The organism is Massilia sp. UYP11 (assembly GCF_050434805.1).
Classification (GTDB): domain Bacteria; phylum Pseudomonadota; class Gammaproteobacteria; order Burkholderiales; family Burkholderiaceae_D; genus Telluria.
On sequence record NZ_JBNDJE010000019.1, the window covers coordinates 42401 to 65582 of the forward strand.

Genomic DNA, 23182 nt, shown 5'->3' on the forward strand with positions numbered 1-23182 from the left:
TCCGATTGGTTTCGCGCAAAACATACTGTGCCATTCCAGGCGTCACCTAGGATTGACTGAGCGCAACAGCATCGTCATGTCGCCCGTCGCCGCCGTCAGCGCGGCCTTCGCCCCGCGCGAACAGCTTGTCGCGCGCCAGCCTGCTGATCGCCACGGTGGCCGGATGGCTCATGCGGCGCTCGGTCGTGATCGCATACACCTGCTCGACGACCGACTCGACCTCGCCCAGCGCGACCAGTCCGTACTGGCTGCTGACCTGGGCCGCGATCACGCTCGGCGCGAAGAACACCCCGGCCCCCGAGCGGCCAAATGCCTGGATCATCGCGCTGTCGTCGAACTCCCCCACTACGCGCGGATGCACGTCGCAGCGCTCGAGCCAGCGCAGCAGGCGCTGGTGGATCGCGAAATCCTCGCCCGGCAACAGCAGCGGCGCGTTGTGCAGGCAAGCCGGGAACGGCCGGTCGAAGGTGGCCGCCAGCGCTTCGGTGCAAAAGGCCGTCATCGGGCTCTCGCCCAGCAAGTGGCTGTAGGCGCGCACGCTGAAGTGGGCCGGGATCGGACGGTCGGCGACGACCAGGTCGAGCCGGTGCACCGCCAGGTCGGCGATCAGGCTGTCGAGCCGCCCTTCGCGGCAGATCAGCTTGACGGGTTCCTCCAGCTTGAGCGCCGGCTCCACCAGGTCGAAGGCGATCAGCTTGGACACCGAATCGGCGCAGCCGACGCGGTAGGAGGTGGCGGCGAAGGCGTGGTCGCGCACCACCTCGAGCAGCTCGTCGCCGGTATTGAAAATGTCTTCGGCGTAGCTCACGATGCGGCGCCCGGTATCGGTCAGCTCGAGCTTGCGCCCAACCCGGCGAAACAGCTCGACGCCCAGGCTGTCGGCGAATTCGGACAGCTGGCCCGAGATCGAGTGCGGGGTCAGGTGCAACTGCTCGGCCGCCCTGGCGATACTGCCGGTTTTCGCCACCATCCAGAAGTAGCGTAGGTGCTTGTAATTGAGGGTCGACATGGAAAGCTCGCGTAAACATCGAGAAATTCGATGTTACATCAAATAAGATTCGATTTGTGCGAGGTATTAGGGCATCATATAGTGACGTTTTACCATAAATGGAGGATTTGTATGCCCCCTCGTTCCATTGTATTTGCAAGGAATATCCGATGAACGGCCTGGAAACCATCGCAAGCCCCATGATGTGGGCCGGCTTCGTCGGCTTCGTGCTGGTCATGCTGGCGCTCGACCTGTTCGTGTTCGGCGGCAACAAGGCGCACAAGGTCAGCGTCAAGGAAGCCGGCATCTGGTCGCTGGTCTGGGTCAGCCTGGCGCTGATCTTCAACGCCGCCCTGTACTTCTACCTGAAAGACACCGCCGGCCCCGAAATCGCGAGCCAGAAATCGCTCGAATTCTTCTCGGGCTACCTGATCGAGAAAGCGCTGTCGGTCGACAACGTGTTCGTGTTCCTGCTGATCTTCACCGCCTTCCAGGTGCCGCAGCAATACCAGCGCCGGGTCCTGATCTATGGCGTGCTGGGTGCGATCATCATGCGCGCCATCATGATCAGCGCAGGCGCATGGGTCGTGAGCGAATTCAGCTGGGTCCTGTACCTGTTCGGCGCATTCCTGCTGTTCACCGGTATCCGCATGCTGGTGGCGGTCGACGAAGAGCCGGACGTGGCCAACAACCCGATCCTGAAGCTGGCGCGCAAGCACCTGCGCGTGGCCGAGGGCGACCATGGCGAGAAGTTCTTCGTGCACAAGAACGGCCTGCGCTACGTGACGCCGCTGTTCCTGGTGCTGATCCTGATCGAAGTGACCGACCTGATCTTCGCGGTGGACTCGATCCCGGCGATCTTCGCGATCACGACCGACCCGTTCATCGTGTTCACGTCGAACATGTTCGCGATCCTGGGCTTGCGTGCGCTGTACTTCCTGCTGGTCGACGTGGCTGACCGCTTCCACCTGCTCAAGTATGGCCTGGCGATGGTGCTGACCTTCATCGGCGTCAAGATGCTGATCATGCCGTGGTATCACATCCCGGTGCAGGCTTCGCTGACCGTCGTCGCCGTGCTGATCGCTGGCAGCTGCATCGCCAGCCTGATGATCAAGCCGAAAGCCGAAGTGAAGTAAGAAGTAAGTAGTAAGAAGCAAGCAGTCAGCGTGGGGTGGACGGGACGCCGAATCGGCAAGCCGTCCACCCCACGTCGTTTCCGCCCCTGCTATCCGCGCGCCAGCGGCGGAATGCCGCACACCGGTTGCGACGGCGGCTCCCCGCCGCCGGCCTGCCCCACCCGCTCGTACTCGGCGATCACCTGGGCGCCCAGCAGCAGCAGCGTGGCGGCGATTTCCAGCGAAAACATCACCACGATCGCCGTCGTCATCGAGCCATACACCAGGTTCACCTGCGACAGCGTCGAGAAATACCAGACCAGCACGTGGCGCGCGATTTCCCACAGCAGCGCCGCCGTCGCGCCGCCGATGAAGGCGTGCCAGATCGACAGCCGGCCCACCGGCATCACCAGGTAGATCGAGGTCAGCACCAGGATCTCGCCCGCCAGTCCCAGCAGATACAGCAACACCCCCGACACCCCGCCCAGCGACCACTTGTAGTTGAACAGCCAGACGCTCTCGGTGCCCAACACCTGCAGCGCGCCGGAAACCAGGGTCACCACCATGATGCCGATGCCCAGCGCCAGGATGTAGCAATAGGGCAGCACCGCGGAGACGAGAAAATGGCGACGCCGCACCGCGACCCGGTGCACGAAGATCACGCTCATCGCGTTTTCCAGCACGGTGAACGCGAGCGAGCTGAAAAACAGCATGGTGAGCGCCAGCACCCAGGTCAGTATCTGGCGATCCTGCAGGAAGTTGGCGACCTCGGTCACGATCGGGCGCGACTGGCCCGGCACCAGCAGTTCGAGGTAGCGGCGCAAGGTGTCGAGCAATTCCACCGGGTCGATGAAATGCGACAGCGCCACCACCACCAGCATCAGGAAGGGCACGATCGACAGCAGCGCGTAATAGGCGACGGCGCCGGCCAGCAGCAGGCCCTGGTTGGCGCGAAAGCCCCTCAGCACCTGCAGGGCGAACTTGAGGGGATGCGACAGGATGTAGATATTGGCGCGCTGGTCCTTCAGGCGCGCGCGCCAGTCACGCCGGCGGCTCATCGCGCCAGCCGGATGCCGGTAAACTGCCAGCGCGCGCCGGTCGGGAAGAAGTTGCGGTAGCTGGCGCGCGCATGGCCCTCGGGCGTGGCGCACGACGAGCCGCGCAGCACGTACTGGTTGACCATGAACTTGCCGTTGTATTCGCCGATGGCGCCCGGCGCCGGCGCATAGCCGGGATAGGGTGCGTAGCTGCTGCTGGTCCACTGCCAGCAGGCGCCGAACAGTTGCTGCAGGCCGGCGCCACCGGCCGCCGCCGGATGAAGCGCCAAATGAGGCGCCGGCAGCGCGCCCAGGCCGGGCGCCTTGACGTTGGCCTGGAGCGCGGCGAATTCCCACTCCGCCTCGGTCGGCAGGCGTGCGCCGCACCAGCGCGCATAGGCGTCGGCTTCGTACAGCGAGACGTGGGTGACGGGACGCTCGGGGTCGAGCGGCGCCAGGCCGTGCAGCGTGAACTCGTGCCAGCCATCTTCGCGTTCGATCCAGTACAGCGGCCGGGTGATCTCGCCCGCACACACCCGGTCCCAGCCCTCGGCCAGCCACAGGCTCGGGTCGCGGTAGCCGCCGGCCTCGATGAAGGCGCGGTATTCACCATTGGTGACGAGGCGCGTGGCCAGCGCGAACGGCGCCAGGTAGGTGCGATGGCGCGGCAGTTCGTTGTCGAAGCAAAAGAGCGCGCCCGCGTGGCCGATCTCGGTCAAGCCGCCGTCGAACGCGAGCCAGTCCGGCTGCGCCGCCGGCCCGGATGGCGCCAGGGGATCGGCCGCATAGGCCGGATACAGCGGACTTTGCGCCAGCAGGTGCTTGACGTCGGTGAGCATCAGCTCCTGGTGCTGCTGCTCGTGCTGCAGGCCCAGTTCGACCAGGGCCGCCAGCGTGTCGTCGATGCCGCGTTCCAGCAACGCGTCCATGCGGCGGTCGACGTCGTGGCGGTAGGCCTTCACCTCGCCGAGCGACGGCCGCGTGAGCAGGCCCCGGTGCGGGCGCGGATGCTTGTCGCCGACGCCGTTGTAGTAGGAATTGAAAATGACCCGGAACGCCGGGTGGAACGGCGCGAAGCCCGGTTCGCGCGGCTCGAGGATGAACGTCTCGAAGAACCAGGTGGTGTGGGCCAGGTGCCACTTGATCGGGCTGGCGTCCGGCATCGACTGCGCGCAGCAATCTTCGTCGGACAGCCTGTCTGCCAGGTGCAGCGAACGGCCGCGCACCCTGGCGAAGGTGCGCGGCAGCCCCTCGTCGCGCAGCATATTCATAGGGAAATAGCCTGTGCGTGGATCACTGCGAACCAGCGCTGGGGATCGGTCCAGACCCGGGTCGCTTCGAAACCGGCACGCTCCAGCAGCCCGATGGCGTCGGCCTGCTGGTACTTGTAGCTGTTCTCGGTGTGGATGCAGTCGCCGGCCTCGAAGCGGCGCGCGCCGCCGCGCCAGCGCACCTCTTGCGCCGTGCGCGCCTCGAGGTGCATCTCGATGCGGCCGCGCGCGGCGTTGTAGAAGCCCTGGTGGCGCCACTGGCGGATGTCGAAGTCGGCGTCGACCAGCCGGTTCACGTGGCGCAGGATGTTCAGGTTGAAGGCGGCAGTCACGCCCAGCGCGTCGTCATAGGCGGCGTCGAGCGTGGATTTGTCCTTGGCCAGGTCGATGCCGATCAGGATGCCGCCATCGGGTCCGCACTGCGCGCGCAGGCGCGCCAGGAAAGCCTCTGCATCCTCGGGCGTGAAATTGCCGAGCGACGAGCCGGGATAGAAGAACAGGCGGCGCTCGGCGCGCACCACGTCGGGCAGCTCGAAGCGGTTGGAGAAATCCATGCCCAGCGCTTCCATCGCGATCTGCGGGAAGCGCTGGCGCAGGCGCGCCAGGGCGTCGTGCGTGAATTCGCTGGAGATGTCGACCGCCACGTACTGCGCCGGCTGCAGGAGCGGGAACAGCCTGGCCGCCTTGGCGCAATTGCCGGCGCCGAGGTCGATCAGGGTGGCCCCAAGGCCGGCCACGCGCGCGATCTCGGCGCCGTGGCGTTCGAAGATCGCGGCCTCGGTGCGGGTCGGATAGTATTCGGGCAATTCGCAGATGGCCTCGAACAGCTTGGAACCGAGCGCGTCGTACAGGAATTTGGGCGAAATGCAGGCTTCACCGGCGCGCAGGCCGGCATGCAGCTCTTGCGCGTCGTGGGCATTGGCCACGGGGGCCATCTGCGGGTCGAATGTGCAGGATGTCAGCATAAGGTTTATCATTCGTGCCGCCACGCCGCACCATGCGAGATGGCATATGAGGTTGTCGCTTTCGTTGCCGTTTTTGCCATCATAGCGGATTCCCCCATTTCGTCGTGCGCACGACAATTCAAGCGTGCAGGGCCTGCCCTGCGATCTTTCTAAGTTGAAATATGGACCAGCGACTTCATTGGGAAACCGTGTACCGCAGCAAGGCGCCGGATGCGGTGAGCTGGTACGCCCCGCACCTGAACACCTCGCTCGCCCTGATCGAGCGCAGCGCCGGCGCGCGCTCGGCGGCGATCATCGACGTCGGCGGCGGCCAGGCCACGCTGGTCGACGACCTGCTGGCGCGCGGCTGCACGGACGTGTCGGTGCTGGACATCTCGGCCGAGGCGATCAGCGTCGCCCGCGCGCGTCTTGGCGCGCAGGCGGACCGGGTCGCGTGGCTGGTCGCCGACATCACGCAGACGACCTTGCCGGAACGGCGCTACGACGTCTGGCACGACCGCGCCGTGTTCCATTTCCTGCTCGAGCCGGCGCAACGGGCGGCCTACGTGCGCCAGGTGGCGCGCGCCATGCGCCCGGGCGGCAGCGTGATCGTCGCCACCTTCGGCCCGGAAGGGCCCACCACATGCAGCGGCCTGGACATCGTGCGCTACGACGCCGACGGCTTGCATGACGAATTCGGCCCGGCGTTCCGCCTGGTCGAGAGCCGCACCGAACTGCACCGGACGCCCTTCGGCACGACACAGCAATTTGTATACTGCTTTTGCCGCGTGGAATAGTTACTTGCAGTGGTGAAGCACTTATAATCCGTATCCTGATTTAATCCACCATCATAAGAGCCAGTCATGACCATGTCCCTCCGCCGTCACGTCCTGAAAACCCTGTGCGCAGCCGTTGCCGGCACGATGCTGTTCGCCGGCGCCGCTTCCGCCCAGAGCAACGGCGTGCTGCGCGTCTCGGCCATCCCCGACGAAGCGCCGACCGAATTGCAGCGCAAGTTCAAGCCGCTGGGCGAATACCTGGCCAAGGCCACTGGCCTCAAGGTCGAGTTCACACCCGTGACCGACTACGCCGCCTCGGTCGAAGGCCTGATCAACCGCAAGATCGACATGGTCTGGTTCGGCGGCTTCACCTTCGTGCAGGCCAATGCGCGCAGCAAGGGCCAGGTTACCCCGCTGGTGCAGCGCGAGGAAGACGAGAAATTCCGCTCGGTCTTCATCACCACCGCGCCGGGCATCACCAAACTGGAAGACTTGAAGGGCAAGACCCTGGCCTTCGGTTCGGAATCCTCGACCTCGGGCCACCTGATGCCGCGCTCGTTCCTGCTTGCCGCCAAGATCGACCCGGACACCGACCTGAAGCGCGTCGCCTTCTCGGGCGCGCACGACGCGACCGTGGCGGCCGTGGCCGGCGGCAAGGTCGATGCCGGCGCGCTCAACATCTCGGTCTGGGAAAAGCTCGTCGAGAGCAAGAAGGTCGATCCGAAACAAGTGCGCGTGTTCTACACCACCCCGGGCTACTTCGACTACAACTGGACCGTGCGCAGCGACATGGACCCGGCGCTCAAGAAGAAGATCCAGGATGCCTTCCTGGCGCTGGACGGCTCGACCGCCGAAGGCAAGCAGATTCTCGACCTGCAGCGCGCCACCCGGTTCGTGCCGACCAAGACCGCCAACTACGGCGCGATCGAAGCCGCCGCACGCAACGCGGGCCTGCTGAAGTAATCCGGGAAAGCGCTTCGCCATGGCGACCTACCGCCTGCACGGCCTGACCGTGCGCCACCTGGCCGGCAGCCGCGCGCCGGCCCTGCACGCGCTCGACCTCACGGTGCGCGCCGGCGAGCAGGTCGCCCTGATCGGTCCTTCCGGGGCCGGCAAGACCACCTTGCTGGCCACCCTCGCCTGCGCCCACCGGCCGGCCGCGGGCACCCTGGAAGTCTTCGGCCAGGATCCCTGGCGGCTGAGCGGGGCCGAGCGCCACCACCTGCGCTCGCGCCTGTTCCTGGCGCCGCAGGCGCCGCCGTTGCCGCCGCGCCAGCGCGTGGTGACGGCGGTGCTGGCCGCGCGCCTGCCGCACTGGTCGCTGTGGCGCGCCCTGGCTTCGCTGGTGCGCCCGCAGGATCCCGACGCCGCCCACGCCGCGCTGGCGCGCTTTTCGCTGGGCGACAAGCTGTATGCGCGGGTCGACCGCCTGTCGGGCGGCGAACGCCAGCGCTGCGGCCTGGCGCGCCTGCTGTTGTCAAGCGCCGAAGCGCTGCTGGTCGACGAGCCGATCTCGGCGCTCGACCCGGCGCTGGCGCGCCACACCCTGGCCACGCTGCGCCAGGAAGCGCGCCAGCGAGGCGCGACCCTGGTGTGCAGCCTGCACCAGGTCGACCTGGCGCGCGAGCAGTTCGCGCGCCTGGTCGGCCTGCGCGACGGCCGCATCGTGTTCGATGCGCCGCGCGAGGACGTCAGCGACGCCATGATCGCCGAGCTGTACGCCAACGAGCAGGTCGAGCCGGCATCCGATACCCCGCACCCCACACCCGGCCAGATCGCCGTCGGCGCCTGCTTCTGATGAGCACCTGTTTCTGATGAGCGACATTGCAGTGCCTCATCGCGACCCCGCGTGGCGCGCGCGCGTCACGTGGGCCGCGATCTTCGCGGTTTTGCTGTACCCGCTGCTGGCCGGCGCCGAATTCAAGCCCTGGCTGCTGTTCGATGCGCAAAGCCTGCGCGCGGCCGGGATGTTCCTGTCCGATTTCCTGGTGCCGGCCGTTGATCCTGAATTCCTGGCCATGGTGCTGCGCGAGACCTGGCAGACGGTGGCCATCGCCACCGCCGGCCTCACGCTGGCCCTGCTGGTGGCCGTTCCCGCCACCGTCGTCATCACCGAGCGCCTGTCGATCTCGCGCCTGGGCACCGGCCGCGTGCATCCGCTCGCGGCGCTCGTGCGCCAGGGCCTGCGCTGGATCCTGATGATCCTGCGTTCGGTGCCCGAACTCGTGTGGGCCCTGCTGTTCGTGCGCATCGTCGGCCTGGGCCCGACCGCCGGCGTACTGGCGATCGCCCTGTCGTACAGCGGCATGCTGGCCAAGGTGTACGCCGAAATCCTCGAGTCGAGCGACGCCCATGCCACCGACGCGCTGCTCGCCAATGGCGCCGGCCGCCTGCCGGCGCTGCTGTACGGCGCCCTGCCCGATTCGAGCGCCGAACTGGTCTCGTACACCGTATACCGCTGGGAGTGCGCGATCCGCGGCTCGGCGGTGATGGGCTTCGTCGGCGCCGGCGGCCTGGGTCAGCGCCTGGACGAATCGACCAAGATGATGGCCGGCGGCGAGGTCGCCACCATGCTGATCGTGTTCGTGCTGCTGGTGGCGGCCGCCGACCTGGTGTCGAAGATGCTGCGCCGGAGGCTGGGATGACGCCATCCACGCAATCGCAGGCGCCGCCGGCGCCGCCGCGCGACCCCGGCGCATGGCTGATCCTGCTCGGCCTGCTGGCCCTGGTGGTGGCCAGCTTCGCCTCGCTGCCGCTGCAGTGGAGCGCCTTCTTCAGCGCCGAGGCGATCGATTCGAGCCGCGAATTCCTGGCCGGCTTCGCACCGCCCGAGACCAGTGCGCCCTTCCTCCTGAAGACCCTCGGCGCGCTGTGGGAGACGCTGGCCATGTCGGCCGTCGGCACCCTGCTCGCCGCCATCGTCGGCCTGCCGCTGGCGCTGGCCGGCGCCGGGCGCCTGGGGGGCGCGGCGCGGCTGGCGACGCGCCTGGTGCTCAATATGCTGCGCTCGATTCCGGAGCTGGTGTGGGCCGCGGTGCTGCTGGTGCTGGCCGGCCTGGGACCGATGGCCGGCACCCTGGCGCTGGCCGCGCACACGGCCGGGGTGCTGGGACGGCTGTTCGCCGACGCCCTGGAAAACGTCGAACCGCATGCCGAGCAGACCCTGCGCACCAACGGCGCGCGGCCGCTGGCGGCCTTCCTGTACGCTACGCTGCCCCAGGCGCTGCCGCAGATGCTGTCGTACACGCTGTACCGCTGGGAAAACAATATTCGCGCCGCGGCAGTGCTGGGCGTGGTCGGGGCCGGCGGCCTGGGCCAGATGCTGAAGTACCACCTGTCGCTGTTCCAGATGCCCAGCGCGGCCACCGTGGTGATCGCGATGCTGGTGCTGGTGGCGCTGGTGGATGCGGCCAGCTACCTGCTGCGGCGCGCCCTGACCCGATAAAGCCGCGGTTATTCAAGCCCCGTTATTCAAATCCACGATCCGCATGCTCGAACTCGACCAGCTCACCAAATCCTACGGCGGCCGTACGGTGCTCGCCCAGCTGTCGCATGTGTTCCAGGCCGGCGAGTTCGTGGCGATCATGGGCGAATCGGGCGTCGGCAAGTCCACCCTGCTCAACCTCATCGCGGGCCTCGACAGCCCTGACTCCGGCCAGGTGATCGTGGACGGCGCGCCGATGTCCAGCCTCGACGACGATGCCGCCACGCGCCTGCGGCGCACCCGCATGGGCTTCATCTTCCAGGCCTTCCACGTGCTGCCGCACCTGACCCTGCGCCAGAACGTGGCGCTGCCGCTGCTGCTCAACAAGGAGCGCGGCGCGCATGCGGCAGAGCGCGCTGCCGCGATGCTGGACGCCGTCGGCCTGCAGGGACGGGGCGACGATTTCCCTCGGCAGCTCTCGGGCGGCGAACTGCAGCGGGTGGCGATCGCGCGCGCCCTGGTGCACCGCCCGGCCCTGCTGCTGGCCGACGAGCCGACCGGCAATCTCGATCCGGAAACTGCCAATGGCATCCTCCGGCTCTTGCGCGACGAAACCCGTGCCCACGGCGCCGGCGCCATCATGGTCACCCACTCGCACGCCGCGGCCGCCATGGCCGACAAGGTGCTGCTGCTGACGCATTCGGGACTGAAGTTAGCATAAGTTCCTGCAAGAAACCTGCAATTGCGCCATTTTTAGTTAAATTTCATGAATCGTGCGCAACACAATCGTAGTATTATCACAACGACCCGCCACGAATAATCCAACACAATAGGTAGGGCTAATTTTCCAGAACAGTCGATCTGTCTTGAATCATGTTTTCATATTGGAGAATCGACATGAGCGTACGACAGAAAAAACAGGAAATGCTCGAGGCCATGCACCGGGCGCGGGCCCTCGAGCCCTCGAGTTTCGTGCCCAATAAATTGCTCGACACCCTGATCGAGCGCCTGCAACTGAAGAACGACGCGGAGCTGTGCCGCGTGCTCGAAGTGCAGCCGCCGATCATCAGCAAGATCCGCCACCGCAAGCTCAACGTCGGCGCCACCATCTTGCTGCGCATGCATGAAAAGTCGAACATCCCGATCCGCGAACTCAAGGAATTGACCAGCGCGTCGGCGATCCATTAGCGCCCGGCGCCACTTAGAACCTATCCCGGTAGGTTCCTAGCCTTGCGGCGGTCGCCCGGTCTTGAGCTGGGGCAGCGCCGCCAGTACGCCCTGCAGGGTGGCCACGTCGAGCTGGCCCAGCAGGGCCACGCCGATGCGCAGCAGTTCACTCTTCTTGACGTCGATGCCGGCCCGCAGGCAGGCCTGCTTGACGTCGAGCAGCACCGCGTATTCCTGCTCGGGCATGGTGAAGCTGTCGCGCACCAGCACCGGACGCGCATCCTGGACCGGCGCGCGCACCACGGCCCTTGGGGTTGGCTTCGGGGTTGGCTTCGGGGTTGGCTTCGGGGTTGGCTTCGTGGTTGGCTTCGTGGTCGGCTTCGCTGCCGACTTTGCCGCCGACTTCCTGGGCGGGGGATGCGCGAGCGCCCTGGCGGCCGACTTGACCGCCGTCCTGAGCCCGCCCTTCGTCGGTGTGGCGGCGGCGGGCATCTGCTTGGCCGCAGGCTTGACGGCGGGCTTGACCGCGGGCTTGGTCACAGACCCGGCCACGGTCCTGGCCGCCGGTCGAGGGTGGGCGCTGTTCGCCCTGGGGCGCTGCGCGCGCGCTGCTGGTTCGGGCGCGGCCGCCGGCTTGCGTGGCATGGGTGCTGCTCCATCGTTGAGTGGGAAAACAGTATAAACGATTTACTCGCTTCCCGCAGCGCGCCGTACATACCGCGCGCCTGTCGCCACCGGCGCCGATCGGTGTCACAATATTATTCCCATAGGGGCGGCCTTCTGTTTTTCAGAAGAATTCATTCCGTAAACTCCGCTTTTTTGGGAATGCATCCTGTATTATTCTTTCAAGCGGACAACTCTGCTGTAAACTCCGCGCGACGCAGAAATTTTTTGAGGAAAACGTGATTCGATCCGGGCCAGTATGCGCAACAAAGCTCATTTGATCCTGCCGGTGCTGTTCGCCATCGCCCTGGCCTTCTTGTTGCAACATTTTCTCGGCTCGATCGCCTGGGCCGGCCTGCTCGCGGTGATCACCTGGCCGTTGCACCAGCGTCTGCTGCGGCGCGGCTGGGCGCCGCTGGCCAGCGCCAGCTTCATGCTGCTGCTCCTGATCGTCAGCTTCGTCGGACCGTCGGTGCTGCTGTTCCACACCCTCACCTACGAGCTGGCCAGCCTGCAGCGCATGCTCGTCAGCTTCAACCAGACCGGGGTGCCGGTGCCGAGCTGGCTGGCCAACCTGCCGCTGGTGGCCGAACCGGCCGTCAAGTGGTGGCTCGAGCACCTCGCCGTGCCGGGCGGACTGAACGCTCTGGTGCGCACCACGGTGGGCGACTTCATGCCGCACCTGACCGATACCGCGCGCGTCTGGGGCTCCACGATCCTGGCCAACGCCCTGTATCTGTTCCTTACCATGCTCACGCTGTTCGTGCTGTACGTGCACGGCTCGAGCGTCATGCACTACATCGACCGCGCCGGCGCGCGCCTGCTGCCCGACCAGTACACCAAGCTGCGGCGCGTGCTGCCGCTGTCGGTGCGCGGCACCGCGCTGGGACTGGGGTCGATCGCGATCCTCGAAGGCATCGTGCTGGGCGTGGCCTACTGGGTGGCCGGCGCCCCGGCCCCGGTGCTGCTGGGCGTGATCACCGGCTACCTGGCCCTGATCCCGGGCGGCGCGCCGCTGTCGTTCACCGTGGTCTCGCTGCTGCTGTTCGGCCAGGGCCATTCGGCCGAGGCGCTGGGCCTGTTCACCTGGGGCGCGGTCGAGCTGTTCCTGGTCGATAAATTCATCCGCCCGAAACTGATCGGGCAGCGCGTCAACCTGCCGTTCCTGGCGGTGCTGTTCGGCCTGCTGGGCGGCGTCTCGACCATGGGCGTGATCGGCCTGTTCGTCGGCCCGCTGATGATGGCGATCCTGTTCGGCTGGCTGCGCGACGAGCCGCCGGGCACGGCGCTGCTGACGGTGCCGCCGCCCGGGCAGCCGGTCGCCGAGGCGTCAGGCGACGCCGAGCGAACGCGCTAGCGGGTCGATCAACGCGGCGGCGCCCGCCGCCGCCTGCTGCTGCAAGTCCTGCTGGTGCACATCCCGCTGGTGCAAATCCCATAGCGCGCCCACGCGCAGGCCGGCCCGCACCGGCGCCAGCTCGCCGATGTCGAGTTCTTCCATCAAGCCGATCAGAATCGCCAGCCCGCCCGGCAGGTGCGGTGCGCGTTCGGCCGCCGCATAGGCCCGGCGCACGCCGGCCAGGTGGCCGATCCCGACGAAGTGGGCGCGCAGCCGTTCGAGGCCGGCGCGGCCCAAGACGCCTTCCTCACCGTGCAGCTGCGCGATCTCGGCCAGCGCGCGCACCGTGCCGCAGGCGCCGACCGCCTGCTGCCAGCGCTGCGCGCCCAGCCTGGCCTCGGCGAAGCGGCTGCGGCTCGAACGCACCGCAGCGTCGAAGGCGGCGGCGTCCAGGCGCCCATCGGCGAAGAAGGTCAGGCTCTGGCGCACGGCGCCCACGGCGAACGATTCGATGCGCCGGATCGCGGCGCCCTGCCCCAGCACCAGCTCGGTCGAGCCGCTGCCGATGTCCACCACCAGCCGCGGCCCGCTGTCCTGCGCACCGAGCGTGGCCGCCACGCCCAGGTAGACCAGGCGACCGGCTTCGTCACCCGCGATGAGTTCGACCGGCCGGCCCAGCGCCTTGCCGGCCGCGGGCAGGAACAGCGCAGCGTTGCGCGCCATGCGCAGGGCCGAGGTCGCCACCACGCGCACCGCCTGCGGGCGCCAGGCGTCGAGCACGCCGCGAAACGCCTCCAGGCAGCCCAGCGCGCGGCGCATGGCGGCCGCGCACAGCATGCCGTCCTCGTCGAGCGTGGCGGCCAGCCGGACCGGCTCGGCCATGGTGGCGACCAGGCGCAGCACGCCGTCCTCGACACGCCCGACGTGCAGGCGGAAGCTGTTCGAGCCCAGCTCAACGGCGGCGTAGACGGGCGACTCGGTGGATCCGGCAGGTGAGGCTTGCATGGCATGTCCAGTTGAACTGAGCGCAGGATAATCCTCGCCCGTGACATGCGCATGACGGCGCGACGCCAACGCCCGCCGCTGCTGCTGCTGTTACTGTTACTGCTGCTGTCGCTGCGGCTCACATGGTGAGGCCGCTCACACCTCGGCCAGCGTCTCGCTGGCCAGCTCCACGCGGTTGCGCCCGCCCTGCCTGGCCCGCTGCAAGGCCTCGTCGGCGCGCTGGAACAGGGTCGTGGTGCTGTCCTCGGGGCGGATGGTGGTGACGCCGAAGCTGGCGGTGAGCTTGATCATCGCGCGCTCGCCCTTGAACGGGGTCGACTCGATCGCGGCGCGGATGCGCTCGGCCACCTGCGCGGCATCGAGCAGGTTGGTGCGCGGCAGCAGCAGCGCGAACTCGACGCCGACCACGCGCCCCAGCTGGTCGCTGTCGCGCAGCTGGCGCCGGCACAGCTCGACCATCTGGCGCAGCACGACGTCGCCGGCCGGATGGCCATAGCTGTCGTTGACGCGCTTGAAGCCGTCCGGATCGAACACCACCAGCGCGGTCGGCAGGCCCGGGCGGCGCGCCAGCGCCATCCACGGACCCAGGAGCTGGAACAGGCCGCGCCGGTTCGGCGCATCGGTCAGCGGATCGATCACTTCGGCGCGCTGCAGCGCGTCCTGCAGGCGTTCGCGGGTCAGGAGCAGCACGCCGAAGGCATTGCCGAGCATGAGCAGGTACAGGGCGCCGCTGGACAGCTGGCCCAGCAGCTCGCTCGTCAGCCAGCCCCAGCCGCCCGGCAGCAGCAGCACCGACAGGCCGCGCGCGGCCACCACGAGGGCCAGCGCCATGCTGGCCAGCGCCAGGAAGCGCTGCAGCAGGCTGGCCTCGCCCCAGCGCCAGGCCAGGGCCAGCGCGCCCGAGAAATAGAAGCCGCCCAGCAGCAGTGAAGCGGCCACGGCGCGCAAGCCCTCCTCGTCGATCAGGTAGCACAGGAAGAAGCCCAGGATCGCGACGCCGCCGACGATCATGGTCGGGGTGCGCCAGGCGCGCGGCCGCGCCGCCTCCCACGCGGCGCCGCCCTCGACCGCCACGCCGGCGAACAGCAAGGCATAGCCGCCCGGCACCGCGATCGGGGCCGGCACCACGCCGGCGTCGCCCAGGGCCAGCAGCAGCCAGGCGCTGCCCTGGATCTGCTTCGACAGGCCCCACAGCGTCAGCGCCGGCGAGCGGGTCGGTCCGTGGTTGAAGAAGGTCAGCAGCGCGCACAGGGCCAGGTTGCCCAATGCAAGTACCAGGACCATGGTCGACGCGTCCAGCATCATTGTGTCAGTACTCATGTTCGACGTTCAGGGTGCCGTCGCCGACCTTGCTGGCCCAGGCGCGGGTGAAATAGTCCCGCTCCGCATCCAGGGGCGGCTCGTGCCAGAACACGATCAGGGTGCCCTTGTGGTCGTGCAGCTGCGTGACTTTATCGACGAAACCGCCATCGCCCGCCGCATCCGCCAGCGCCGTCGCGTAGCCGTAAACGCGCTGCAGCCGCTCCAGGCGGTCCGGCTCGGCCACAGCATTGGTCGCGGTCATGGTGGGATGATCCAGGAACATGGGCTCTTTCGTCGAAGCGGCCAGCTTATCAGAAGAAGATGCTTTGCAACAAGCCAACTCTTCCGCATCGACGTTGCTCCCGGGCATCGTCCTCAGCCGGCGAAGCGGTTGAACACCTCGCGGATGGCCAGGCCGCCGCCGCCGATCAGGACGGCGAAATACAGGATCGTCACGACATTGCTGACGTGGCCCAGCAGGATGCACAGGCCGTCGCGCTGCAGCAGGCCGATGGCGAGGAACAGGATGGCTACTGCCGGGAAGGTATTACTGAATGGGATCAGACCGAACGGCATCATCAGCAGCACGGCGCCCAGGATCAGGGCCAGGTTGTTGATGACCGCCATGGTGCCGCCGGTCACCAGCCACTCGATGCGGTTGGGGCGGCTGACGCGCTCGAGCTTTTTCAGCCATGACAAGGCCTTGCGCAGCAGCGGGCGCAGCTTGCGGGTGCCGATGATGCGGTGCTCGATCTTCGCCGGGATCCACAGGTTGCGGCCGAACAGGCGGCTCACGCTGATGAGCAGGATGGCGGCGCCGAACACGGTGCTCACGCCCGGAATCGACACCGGGATCAGGAACACCAGCGTCAGCAGGGTGACCAGGATCAGCAGGCCATCGTTGCCGACACGCTGTATCAGTTCGCTGAGGGTGATGCCGGTGCGCGGCAGGGAACGGACCAGCGAGCGGAGCGTCTGGGAAATCGGTGCACTGTTCATGGCGTTTCTTGTCCTGGTGTCGTGAATGCGGGATCTGTCGGGCCCGGCGGCGGGGAATGCGCGGCCGTGACCATATCGACGGAGCGACAGCAGTATACGCGTTACGGCGACTCGGCACTGCGAATTGCCCGGCAATCGTCATCGCGCAGCGTCATTTCGTTAACTGCATTGCAACTTTTCGATCGCCTCGAAAGCAGACGGTGACAATGAAGGGCTCGCCAGGATTTCAGGTCGGGTATTCAGCGTTCGCGCAGCAGCTTGAATTGTCGCGCCTGGCGATGGTGGCCGGCGACCGACTGCCGGATGTAGCGGGTCAGCGCGTCGCCGGTGAGCGAGAACGGATACAGGCCGGCCCGGGCCCGTTTTTCGGCGAATTCCGGGCTGGCTTCGATATTGGCGAACGCCTGCACCCAGCGCCGGTAATCGGCCTCGGGCACGTCCGGACCCATCCACACGCCGCGGATCACGGGCCAGACCACGTCGTAGCCCTGTTCGCGCGCGGTCTTGACGCCCGACAGCGCCCCCGGCAGGCGCCGTTCGGACAGCACCGCCAGCACCCTCACACGGCCAGCGCCGGTATGGAGCAAGGCCTCCGAGGTGTCGCCCGACACCGCCTGCACGTGATTCTCCTGCATCGCGATGAACTGCTCGCCGCCGCCCTCGAGGGCGACGAAGCGCATTTTGCGCGGATCGATGCCGGCCATCTGCGCCAGCAGCGCCATCTTGATCCAGTCCTGGCTGCCGACCGTGCCGGACATGCCGATCAAGACCTTGCCCGGATCGCGCTTCAGGGCGGTCAACAGATCGTCCAGCGACCGCCAGGGCGAATCGGCGCGCACCGCGACCATGCCGTAGTCGGCCCCGAACGCCGCCACCCAGCGCACGTCGTCGACGTCGGCGGCGCCGAATTTGCCGAGCGCGAGGTTGAGCACCGAACCGCCGGAAAAGGCGACCAGGGTATTCGCTTCGGCGCGGCGCTGCGACACCACCGTATGCCAGGCCACGGCGCCCACGCCGCCCGGCAGGTAGCTCAGTTGCAGCTCGGGCGCGCCGCCCTGGCCGTGCAGGGCCTTGCGCGCCAGCTTGCAGGTCAGGTCCATCGCGCCGCCGGGCTTGGACGGGATCAGGCATTCGGCCTCGCGCGGCTGGGCGGCGCCGGGCGCAGCCAGCGCCAGGCCCAGGATGGCGAGGAAGGTGTGCACGAATCTCATGGGAGGCATGATAGCGCCATGCCGGCTGCAGTGGCGAACCGGCTCAGAAACGGTGCTGGATGCCGGCCGTGACGCCGGTCTGGGTCGAACCGAAACCGGGGTCGTCGCGCGACAGGCCGACCAGTTGGCCGTGGTCGGCCTTCGCATGCGCGGCCGACAGGTAGAGCGTGGTCCGCTTGGACAGCGCCAGCATGCCGCGCACGACGAACATCGTCGGGTCGGCATCCCCGACGTCCGGCACGTCCCCGGTATCGACGTGGTAGACGGCGCCGGTCAGGGTCACATCGTCGATCGTGCGCGAGATCCCGCCCCAATAGGTGTCGGCGCGCAGGTCGGCGCCGGCGCGGGCAGCGTCAAGCCGGTAGCCGCGCATGCCGGCGGTGTAGCGCCATTCGCCGGTCTGGTAATCCGCAGCCAGGTGGTAGGCGGCGGTGTCGTCGCGCGCGGGCACGCCGGCGACGGCGATGCCGTTGATCCGCTCATAGGCTGCCATCAAGCCCAGGCCGCCCTCGCCGAACCACGAGCCGCCGAGCGCCAGCTTGCGTCCCTCGGCCAGGCTGCCCGCGCGCTCGCCAAGGCCGATCGTGGCGCCATAGGTGAAGCCGCCGCTTTTTCCCGTGTACTTGACCAGGTTGTCGAACTGGGTCGTCATGCCGTACTTCGACGGTCCGGTGGCGCTGGCGCCGGTGGCCCAGGAATAATTGGGGGCGAAACCCAGCGGATCGAACTTGATCACCAGTTCATAGGTGGTGGTGAACGAGCGGCCGATGACCAGGCGCCCGAGCGAACCGTCCAGGCCCACCCAGGCCTGGCGCTTGAACACGGCGCCGTCGCTTTCGCCGGTATCCATCAGGATGCCGCCTTCGAGCTGCCAGACCGCCTTCAGGCCGCCCTTGAGGTCTTCACTGCCGCGAAAACCCCAGCGCGAGGTGTTCTTGCCGCCCGAGATCACGCGTAAGATGTTGCCACCACCTTTGCCGCCGTCTTCGCCGGCATGGTTAACGTACTCGACGCCGGCGTCGATCAGGCCATACACCTGCACATTGCTCTGGGCGAAAACCGAATGGTTCAGGGAAAGCGCTGCCAGGACGGCGAGCGCGAGGGCCGACTGCTTCATGGTGTCTCCGAATCTTATATGTTTGTGCTGCTTTATTCGACCGACTATATGCGCGACTACCTTTCAATTCGCTTTCAGTCGGCCGTCGACGCCCGCCCTTTCCGCCGCCCGGCCTTTGCGCTTACACTGGCGCGATGAGAATCCTGCTAGTTGAAGACCACGTCGAGCTGTCGCACTGGGTGTCGAAGGCGCTGCGCGACGCCCATCTCACCGTCGAATGCGCGCGCACCGGGGCCGACGCCGACGCCCTGCTGCACACCCAGGACTACGCGCTGGTGATCCTGGACCTGACCCTGCCGCGCATGGATGGCCTGGACGTGCTGCGCCGCCTGCGCGCCCGCGGCGGCGCGCGCGCCAGCACGCCGGTGCTGATCCTGACCGCGCGCGGCGGCCTGGAAGACAAGGTGCAGGGCCTGAACCTGGGCGCCGACGACTATTTGTCCAAGCCGTTCGAGCTGGCCGAACTCGAGGCGCGCGTCAAAGCCTTGCTGCGCCGGCGCGGCGGCAGCGAGGCGCTGGTGCACCGCTGCGGCCAGCTCGCCTTCGACACGGTCTCGCGCATGTTCTCGTATTGCGGCGAGCCGCTGGCGCTGACGCCGCGCGAGCACGCGGTGCTCGAAGCCTTGATCACCAGGCCGGGCCGCGCGCTGTCGAAGGAAAAGCTGTTCCAGGAAGTGTTCGCCCTGAGCGACGACGCCAATCTCGACGCGATCGAGCTGTACATCCACCGCATCCGCAAGAAGCTCGAACGCCCCGGCGGCGACGCCGCCATCGTCACCCTGCGCGGCATCGGCTACCTGATGCAAGAAAAACCCGCCTGAGGCCATGGACCAGCGCACCTCCCCGCTGCCGCGCGCCGCGCCCGGGCCGCTCGGCAGCCTGCGCCAGCAGCTGCTGCGCTGGCTGATCCTGCCGCTGGTGGCGCTGGTGGCGGCGAATGCCGTGTCGCTGTACCGCGACGCGCTGGACGCGGCCGACGTCGCCTACGACCGCTCGCTGCTGTCGTCCACGCGCGCGCTGGCCGAGCGCGTGACGGTGAGAAGCGGCAAGGTGGTGGCCGACGTCCCCTACGTGGCGCTGGACAGTTTCGAGACCGACACCCTGGGCCGCATCTACTACAAGGTCACCGGCCTGGATGGCGAGACCGTCAGCGGCTACGACGACCTGCCGCCGGTGCCGGCGGGCGTGCCGCGCAGCGACCTGTATCCGGCCCTGGTGCGCTTCTACCACGCCAGCTACAACGGCGAACCGGTGCGCATCGCGGCCCTGCTGCAGCCGGTCTACGACGATTCGATGCGCGGCATCGCCCTGATCCAGGTGGGCGAGACGCTCGACGCGAGGAACGCCCTGTCGCGCGACATCCTCCTCAACACCCTGCTGCGCCAGGCCGTGCTGGTGCTGGCGGTGGCGGCGCTGGTGTGGTTTGCGGTGCGCCTGGTGCTGCGGCCCCTGATGCGGCTCAAGAACGAGGTCGAGACGCGGGCGCTGTCCGACCTGTCGACCATCGACCAAGCCCTGGTGCACAAGGAAGTGCGGCCGCTGGTGGCGGCCATGAACGGCACCATGGCGCGCATGCAGGACCTGATCGCCAGCCAGCGCCGCTTCATCGCCGACGCCTCGCACCAGCTGCGCACCCCGCTCGCGGTGCTCAAGACCCAGGCCGCGCTGGCGCTGCGCGAGAACGATCCGGCGGCGATGCGCGCCATCGTCAGCGCGATCGCCGGCACCACCGACTCGGCCATCCACCTGGCCAACCGCCTGCTGCTGCTGGCGCGCATCGAGCATGGTGGCGGCGGCGAGCATGCGCGGCCGGTGGCGCTGGCGCTCGTCGCGCGCCAGGTGGGCCTGGAACTGGCCCTGCCGGCGGTGCAGAAGGGCATCGACCTGGCGCTCGAAGTCGCGGCCAACGCCGACACCACGGTCGTCGGCCAGGAACTGCTGCTGCACGAACTGGCGGCGAACCTGGTCGACAACGCGATCCGCTACACGCCGGCGGGCGGCAGCGTGCTGCTGTGGGTGGGCCGGCGCGACGACCGGGTCGTGCTGGCGGTGAGCGACAGCGGCCCCGGCATCAGCGAGGCCGAGATCGACAAGGTGGTGATGCCCTTCTACCGCGCCCAGGCCACGCTCGACGCCGATCCGGGCGGCACCGGGCTGGGGCTGGCGATCGTGCGCGACATCGCCACGCTGCACGGCGCCGCCCTCACGCTCGGGCGCGCGGATGCCGGCGGCTTGCGCGTCGAGGTGGTCTTCGATGCGCCGCGCGCTGAAAGCTGATTGAAAGCTTGCGCGGCCTATAGTTGGCGAAAACGGGGCACTACCCCATTCACGACAACGATCGGAGACATCATGAAGCAGCCGGCTTTCGCGCGCGCCGTCCTGGCCACGCCATCCCTTATCCCTTCGCGGAGCATGACATGCTGACCATCCTCGCCTATTCGATGGTCGTGGTCTTCATGTTCCTGATCATGACCAAGCGCCTGCCGGCGCTGGTCGCGCTGATCGTCGTGCCGATCGTCTTCGGCCTGATCGGCGGCTTCGGCGCCGGCCTCGGCCCGATGATGCTCGACGGGATCCGCGCCCTGGCCCCCACCGGCGTGATGCTGATGTTCGCCATCCTGTATTTCGGCATCATGATCGACGCCGGCCTGTTCGACCCGGTCGTGCGCATCATCCTGAAACTGGTGCAGGGCGACCCGATGAAGATCGTGGTCGGCACCGCCGCGCTGGCGATGTTCATCTCGCTCGACGGCGACGGCGCCACCACCTACATGATCACGGTGTCGGCCATGCTGCCGCTGTACATGCGCCTGGGGATGAGCCGCCTGACGATGGCCTGCGTCATCATGCTGGCGGGCGGCGTGATGAACATCCTGCCGTGGGGCGGCCCGACGGCGCGCGCCGCCACCGCGCTGGGCGTGGACGTGAGCGACATCTTCGTGCCGATGATCCTGCCGATGGCGGTCACCGCCATCTGGGTGATGTTCGTGGCCTGGGTGCTGGGCATGCGCGAGCGCAAGCGCCTGGGCAGCGTCAGCCTGCCGGGCCAGGCGACCGTCAGGAAGCCGGCCCCGGCGACTGTCCTGCCGGCCTTCCCGGAACTCGCGGTGGCCGGCGCCATGAACGGCACCACCGGGCAATGGAGCGCCGCCCCGGCCGCCCCGGCCGCTCCGGCCCCCATTGGGCGCGAGGGCAATGTGCACGCCTTCGCCGCCGGCCGCATCGACGCCGATGGCGGCGCCCCGCTCACGGGCGGATCGGGTGGATCGGGTGGATCGGGCGGGGGCGACGAGCCGCCGGCCGGCGTGTCCTCGCCCGACACCGCGCGCCCAAAACTGATCTGGGTGAACTTCCTCATGACCGCGGCGCTGCTGGTGCTGCTGGTGCTGGGCGCCCTGCCGCTGCCGGTGCTGTTCATGATCTTCTTCGCGATCGCCATCACCGTCAACTATCCGGGCCTGGAAGCGCAGAAGGCGCGCATCGAGGCGCATGCGGCCAACGTGCTGCCGGTGGTGTCGCTGATCTTCGCGGCCGGCATCTTCGTCGGCACCCTGCAGGGCACGAAAATGGTCGACGCCATCGCCCTGAGCGTGATCGCGGCGGTGCCGGAATGGATGGGGCCTTACATGGCGATCGTCACCGGTTTGCTGAGCATCCCGTTCACCTTCTTCATCTCGAACGACGCCTTCTATTTCGGCGTGGTGCCGGTGCTGGCCAAGGCGGCCGAGGTGTATGGCATCACGGCGGCGGAGATCGGCCGCGCCTCGGTCATCGGCCAGCCGGTCCACCTGCTCAGTCCCCTGGTCGCGTCCACCTACCTGCTGGTCGGCATGTGCAAGGTCGAATTCGGCGACCACCAGCGCTACACCCTGATCTGGTCGATCTCGGCCTCGCTGGTGATGCTGGTCGCGGCCGTGATCTTTGGCGTGGTGCCGCTGATGGGTCCGGGCGCCTGACGCCGGAATGCGGGCGGCGCCTGGCGGGCGCGCCGCTCGCATATACTTCTTCCATGCCTGTTCCCCTCGACCGCCCGGCCGCCCTCGACGACCACCCGCCCCTGGTGCGCACCGAGGGCGACCGCCGCACCCTCGAATTCACGCCCGGGGACGTCCAGAGCGAGATGCTGGTCTCGCGTCCCGACGCGCTGGTGCTGGAATACACGCGCGCCATGATGTGCTTCGCGCTGTTCGTGCCCGATCCGCGCCACATCGTGATGGTCGGGCTGGGCGGCGGTTCGCTGGCCAAGTTCTGCCACCGCCACTTTCCGCGCGCCCGCATCACCGTGCTCGAGATCCGGCAGGACGTGATCGCCCTGCGCGACCAGTTCCGCCTGCCGCCCGACGACGCCCGCCTGCACGTCCTGCACTGCGACGCGGCCGACTACCTGGCGCGCATGCCGGGCTGCTGCGACGTGCTGCTGGTCGACGGCTTCGACAGCCGGGGCCTGCCGGGCGCCCTGGCAAGCAGCGCGTTCTATGGCGCCTGCCGGCGCGCCCTGCATCCGGGCGGCGTGCTGGTGGCAAACGTGTTTACCTACGATCCCCAGTATGCGAGCGCGCTGCAGCGCCTGCGCGCCGCCTTCGACGGCCGCCTGGCCTGGTTTGCGCGCATCGCCGGCAACAACCGGATCCTGTTCGCGGTCCGTCCCGGCCGCCCGGGCGCGGCCCCCGGCCGCGGCGAGCGCCTGCTGGAGCGCATGGCCCGCAAGGAAGGGCGCGGCCTGGGCTGGAGCAACCGCCTGCTGGCGCGCCTGCTGGTGGCCTGGCTGGCGCGGCGTTGAGCATGTGGAAGAATTGTCTCGCACGACAGGATTCGTTTGCG

Annotated in this window: 24 protein-coding genes; 13 read left to right on the plus strand and 11 right to left on the minus strand. The window is 67.9% G+C overall.

Annotation, left to right across the window (positions count from 1 at the left end; translation table 11 throughout):
- Positions 1-46 precede the first annotated feature (46 nt).
- Positions 47-1009, minus strand: coding sequence for a transcriptional activator NhaR (nhaR, locus tag ABIB38_RS20050; RefSeq protein ID WP_429206463.1), 963 nt, complete (start codon positions 1007-1009; stop codon positions 47-49).
- A gap of 149 nt (positions 1010-1158) precedes the next feature.
- On the opposite strand from nhaR, the gene ABIB38_RS20055 reads away from it, so the two are divergent.
- Positions 1159-2124, plus strand: coding sequence for a TerC family protein (locus tag ABIB38_RS20055; protein WP_429206464.1), 966 nt, complete (start codon positions 1159-1161; stop codon positions 2122-2124).
- 89 nt (positions 2125-2213) lie between these two features.
- Here ABIB38_RS20055 and ABIB38_RS20060 read toward each other — a convergent pair whose 3' ends face one another.
- From ABIB38_RS20060 to egtD, 3 genes are read right to left on the minus strand one after another with little or no spacing between them, the layout of a single operon-like run.
- Entirely contained in the window at positions 2214-3161 is a 948-nt protein-coding gene (locus ABIB38_RS20060; protein WP_429206465.1) for a YihY/virulence factor BrkB family protein, read from the minus strand.
- Complete coding sequence (egtB, locus tag ABIB38_RS20065; RefSeq protein ID WP_429206466.1) at positions 3158-4411, minus strand: ergothioneine biosynthesis protein EgtB; 1254 nt, start codon at positions 4409-4411, stop codon at positions 3158-3160. The genes ABIB38_RS20060 and egtB overlap by 4 nt, the downstream gene beginning before the upstream one ends.
- Positions 4408-5346, minus strand: coding sequence for an L-histidine N(alpha)-methyltransferase (egtD, locus tag ABIB38_RS20070; RefSeq protein ID WP_429206510.1), 939 nt, complete (start codon positions 5344-5346; stop codon positions 4408-4410). Before egtD ends, egtB begins: the two co-directional genes overlap by 4 nt.
- Positions 5347-5537: 191 nt before the next feature.
- On the opposite strand from egtD, the gene ABIB38_RS20075 reads away from it, so the two are divergent.
- From ABIB38_RS20075 to ABIB38_RS20105, 7 genes are all read left to right on the plus strand, one after another.
- Complete coding sequence (locus ABIB38_RS20075) at positions 5538-6152, plus strand: class I SAM-dependent methyltransferase (protein ID WP_429206467.1); 615 nt, start codon at positions 5538-5540, stop codon at positions 6150-6152.
- 66 nt (positions 6153-6218) lie between these two features.
- Complete coding sequence (locus ABIB38_RS20080) at positions 6219-7097, plus strand: putative selenate ABC transporter substrate-binding protein (protein WP_429206468.1); 879 nt, start codon at positions 6219-6221, stop codon at positions 7095-7097.
- Between the two features lie 19 nt (positions 7098-7116).
- Positions 7117-7932 carry a phosphonate ABC transporter ATP-binding protein gene (locus ABIB38_RS20085; RefSeq protein WP_429206469.1) on the plus strand — a complete coding sequence of 272 codons (816 nt, stop codon included), beginning with the start codon at positions 7117-7119 and terminating at the stop codon, positions 7930-7932.
- Positions 7933-7948: 16 nt separating this feature from the next.
- Entirely contained in the window at positions 7949-8779 is an 831-nt protein-coding gene (locus tag ABIB38_RS20090; RefSeq protein WP_429206470.1) for a PhnE/PtxC family ABC transporter permease, read from the plus strand.
- On the plus strand, positions 8776-9579 hold the full coding sequence (gene phnE / locus ABIB38_RS20095) for a phosphonate ABC transporter, permease protein PhnE (RefSeq protein WP_429206471.1): 804 nt from the start codon (positions 8776-8778) through the stop codon (positions 9577-9579). The genes ABIB38_RS20090 and phnE overlap by 4 nt, the downstream gene beginning before the upstream one ends.
- A gap of 43 nt (positions 9580-9622) precedes the next feature.
- A complete protein-coding gene (locus tag ABIB38_RS20100; RefSeq protein WP_429206472.1) occupies positions 9623-10279 on the plus strand; it encodes an ABC transporter ATP-binding protein in 657 nt (218 codons plus the stop codon).
- Between the two features lie 176 nt (positions 10280-10455).
- Entirely contained in the window at positions 10456-10746 is a 291-nt protein-coding gene (locus ABIB38_RS20105; RefSeq protein ID WP_005669661.1) for a hypothetical protein, read from the plus strand.
- A 36-nt stretch (positions 10747-10782) separates the two neighbouring features.
- Here the strand turns inward: ABIB38_RS20105 and ABIB38_RS20110 are convergent, their stop codons facing one another.
- Positions 10783-11370 carry a hypothetical protein gene (locus ABIB38_RS20110; RefSeq protein WP_429206473.1) on the minus strand — a complete coding sequence of 196 codons (588 nt, stop codon included), beginning with the start codon at positions 11368-11370 and terminating at the stop codon, positions 10783-10785.
- Between the two features lie 277 nt (positions 11371-11647).
- Here ABIB38_RS20110 and ABIB38_RS20115 point away from each other — a divergent pair, with 277 nt between their 5' ends.
- Positions 11648-12745, plus strand: a complete 1098-nt coding sequence (locus ABIB38_RS20115) for an AI-2E family transporter (RefSeq protein WP_429206474.1) — start codon at positions 11648-11650, stop codon at positions 12743-12745.
- On the opposite strand, the gene ABIB38_RS20120 is transcribed toward ABIB38_RS20115, so the two are convergent.
- The 6 genes from ABIB38_RS20120 to ABIB38_RS20145 all read right to left on the minus strand — a co-directional run bounded on the left by ABIB38_RS20120 (position 12719) and on the right by ABIB38_RS20145 (position 18361).
- Positions 12719-13732: a hypothetical protein gene (locus ABIB38_RS20120; protein ID WP_429206475.1), complete on the minus strand. Its 1014-nt coding sequence runs from the start codon at positions 13730-13732 to the stop codon at positions 12719-12721. The two genes, ABIB38_RS20115 and ABIB38_RS20120, sit on opposite strands and share 27 nt — an antisense overlap.
- A 135-nt stretch (positions 13733-13867) precedes the next feature.
- Positions 13868-15052, minus strand: a complete 1185-nt coding sequence (locus ABIB38_RS20125; protein WP_429206476.1) for a GGDEF domain-containing protein — start codon at positions 15050-15052, stop codon at positions 13868-13870.
- The gene (locus ABIB38_RS20130; protein WP_429206477.1) at positions 15042-15317 is read right to left on the minus strand and encodes a hypothetical protein; all 276 of its coding nucleotides are present in this window, start codon (positions 15315-15317) and stop codon (positions 15042-15044) included. Before ABIB38_RS20130 ends, ABIB38_RS20125 begins: the two co-directional genes overlap by 11 nt.
- Positions 15318-15409: 92 nt before the next feature.
- Positions 15410-16033 carry an exopolysaccharide biosynthesis protein gene (locus ABIB38_RS20135; protein ID WP_429206478.1) on the minus strand — a complete coding sequence of 208 codons (624 nt, stop codon included), beginning with the start codon at positions 16031-16033 and terminating at the stop codon, positions 15410-15412.
- A 239-nt stretch (positions 16034-16272) separates the two neighbouring features.
- Positions 16273-17253, minus strand: a complete 981-nt coding sequence (locus ABIB38_RS20140) for a tripartite tricarboxylate transporter substrate binding protein (protein WP_429206479.1) — start codon at positions 17251-17253, stop codon at positions 16273-16275.
- A 34-nt stretch (positions 17254-17287) separates the two neighbouring features.
- Positions 17288-18361: a porin gene (locus ABIB38_RS20145; RefSeq protein ID WP_429206480.1), complete on the minus strand. Its 1074-nt coding sequence runs from the start codon at positions 18359-18361 to the stop codon at positions 17288-17290.
- A 134-nt stretch (positions 18362-18495) separates the two neighbouring features.
- Between ABIB38_RS20145 and ABIB38_RS20150 the strand changes: the two genes are divergently transcribed.
- The 4 genes from ABIB38_RS20150 (at position 18496) to ABIB38_RS20165 (ending at position 23141) form a co-directional block, all read left to right on the plus strand.
- Positions 18496-19182, plus strand: coding sequence for a response regulator (locus ABIB38_RS20150; RefSeq protein WP_429206481.1), 687 nt, complete (start codon positions 18496-18498; stop codon positions 19180-19182).
- A gap of 4 nt (positions 19183-19186) precedes the next feature.
- A complete protein-coding gene (locus ABIB38_RS20155) occupies positions 19187-20638 on the plus strand; it encodes a sensor histidine kinase (RefSeq protein ID WP_429206482.1) in 1452 nt (483 codons plus the stop codon).
- A gap of 140 nt (positions 20639-20778) precedes the next feature.
- Positions 20779-22317, plus strand: a complete 1539-nt coding sequence (locus ABIB38_RS20160) for a CitMHS family transporter (RefSeq protein WP_429206483.1) — start codon at positions 20779-20781, stop codon at positions 22315-22317.
- 53 nt (positions 22318-22370) lie between these two features.
- Positions 22371-23141 (plus strand): fused MFS/spermidine synthase, encoded by a 771-nt coding sequence (locus ABIB38_RS20165; RefSeq protein WP_429206484.1) that lies wholly within the window; start codon positions 22371-22373, stop codon positions 23139-23141.
- Positions 23142-23182: the final 41 nt, after the last annotated feature.

Coding starts and splice junctions, on each gene's coding strand:
- ABIB38_RS20115 (WP_429206474.1), top strand. CDS start 11,648: ATGCGCAACAAAGCTCATTTGATCCTGCCGGTGCTGTTCGCCATCGCC.
- ABIB38_RS20155 (WP_429206482.1), top strand. CDS start 19,187: ATGGACCAGCGCACCTCCCCGCTGCCGCGCGCCGCGCCCGGGCCGCTC.
- ABIB38_RS20135 (WP_429206478.1), bottom strand. CDS start 16,033: ATGAACAGTGCACCGATTTCCCAGACGCTCCGCTCGCTGGTCCGTTCC.
- ABIB38_RS20125 (WP_429206476.1), bottom strand. CDS start 15,052: ATGAGTACTGACACAATGATGCTGGACGCGTCGACCATGGTCCTGGTA.
- ABIB38_RS20090 (WP_429206470.1), top strand. CDS start 7,949: ATGAGCGACATTGCAGTGCCTCATCGCGACCCCGCGTGGCGCGCGCGC.
- ABIB38_RS20160 (WP_429206483.1), top strand. CDS start 20,779: ATGCTGACCATCCTCGCCTATTCGATGGTCGTGGTCTTCATGTTCCTG.
- ABIB38_RS20120 (WP_429206475.1), bottom strand. CDS start 13,732: ATGCAAGCCTCACCTGCCGGATCCACCGAGTCGCCCGTCTACGCCGCC.
- nhaR (WP_429206463.1), bottom strand. CDS start 1,009: ATGTCGACCCTCAATTACAAGCACCTACGCTACTTCTGGATGGTGGCG.
- ABIB38_RS20140 (WP_429206479.1), bottom strand. CDS start 17,253: ATGCCTCCCATGAGATTCGTGCACACCTTCCTCGCCATCCTGGGCCTG.
- ABIB38_RS20145 (WP_429206480.1), bottom strand. CDS start 18,361: ATGAAGCAGTCGGCCCTCGCGCTCGCCGTCCTGGCAGCGCTTTCCCTG.
- ABIB38_RS20080 (WP_429206468.1), top strand. CDS start 6,219: ATGACCATGTCCCTCCGCCGTCACGTCCTGAAAACCCTGTGCGCAGCC.
- ABIB38_RS20060 (WP_429206465.1), bottom strand. CDS start 3,161: ATGAGCCGCCGGCGTGACTGGCGCGCGCGCCTGAAGGACCAGCGCGCC.
- phnE (WP_429206471.1), top strand. CDS start 8,776: ATGACGCCATCCACGCAATCGCAGGCGCCGCCGGCGCCGCCGCGCGAC.
- ABIB38_RS20055 (WP_429206464.1), top strand. CDS start 1,159: ATGAACGGCCTGGAAACCATCGCAAGCCCCATGATGTGGGCCGGCTTC.
- egtD (WP_429206510.1), bottom strand. CDS start 5,346: ATGGCCCCCGTGGCCAATGCCCACGACGCGCAAGAGCTGCATGCCGGC.
- ABIB38_RS20130 (WP_429206477.1), bottom strand. CDS start 15,317: ATGTTCCTGGATCATCCCACCATGACCGCGACCAATGCTGTGGCCGAG.
- ABIB38_RS20165 (WP_429206484.1), top strand. CDS start 22,371: ATGCCTGTTCCCCTCGACCGCCCGGCCGCCCTCGACGACCACCCGCCC.
- egtB (WP_429206466.1), bottom strand. CDS start 4,411: ATGAATATGCTGCGCGACGAGGGGCTGCCGCGCACCTTCGCCAGGGTG.
- ABIB38_RS20150 (WP_429206481.1), top strand. CDS start 18,496: ATGAGAATCCTGCTAGTTGAAGACCACGTCGAGCTGTCGCACTGGGTG.
- ABIB38_RS20075 (WP_429206467.1), top strand. CDS start 5,538: ATGGACCAGCGACTTCATTGGGAAACCGTGTACCGCAGCAAGGCGCCG.
- ABIB38_RS20110 (WP_429206473.1), bottom strand. CDS start 11,370: ATGCCACGCAAGCCGGCGGCCGCGCCCGAACCAGCAGCGCGCGCGCAG.
- ABIB38_RS20085 (WP_429206469.1), top strand. CDS start 7,117: ATGGCGACCTACCGCCTGCACGGCCTGACCGTGCGCCACCTGGCCGGC.
- ABIB38_RS20100 (WP_429206472.1), top strand. CDS start 9,623: ATGCTCGAACTCGACCAGCTCACCAAATCCTACGGCGGCCGTACGGTG.
- ABIB38_RS20105 (WP_005669661.1), top strand. CDS start 10,456: ATGAGCGTACGACAGAAAAAACAGGAAATGCTCGAGGCCATGCACCGG.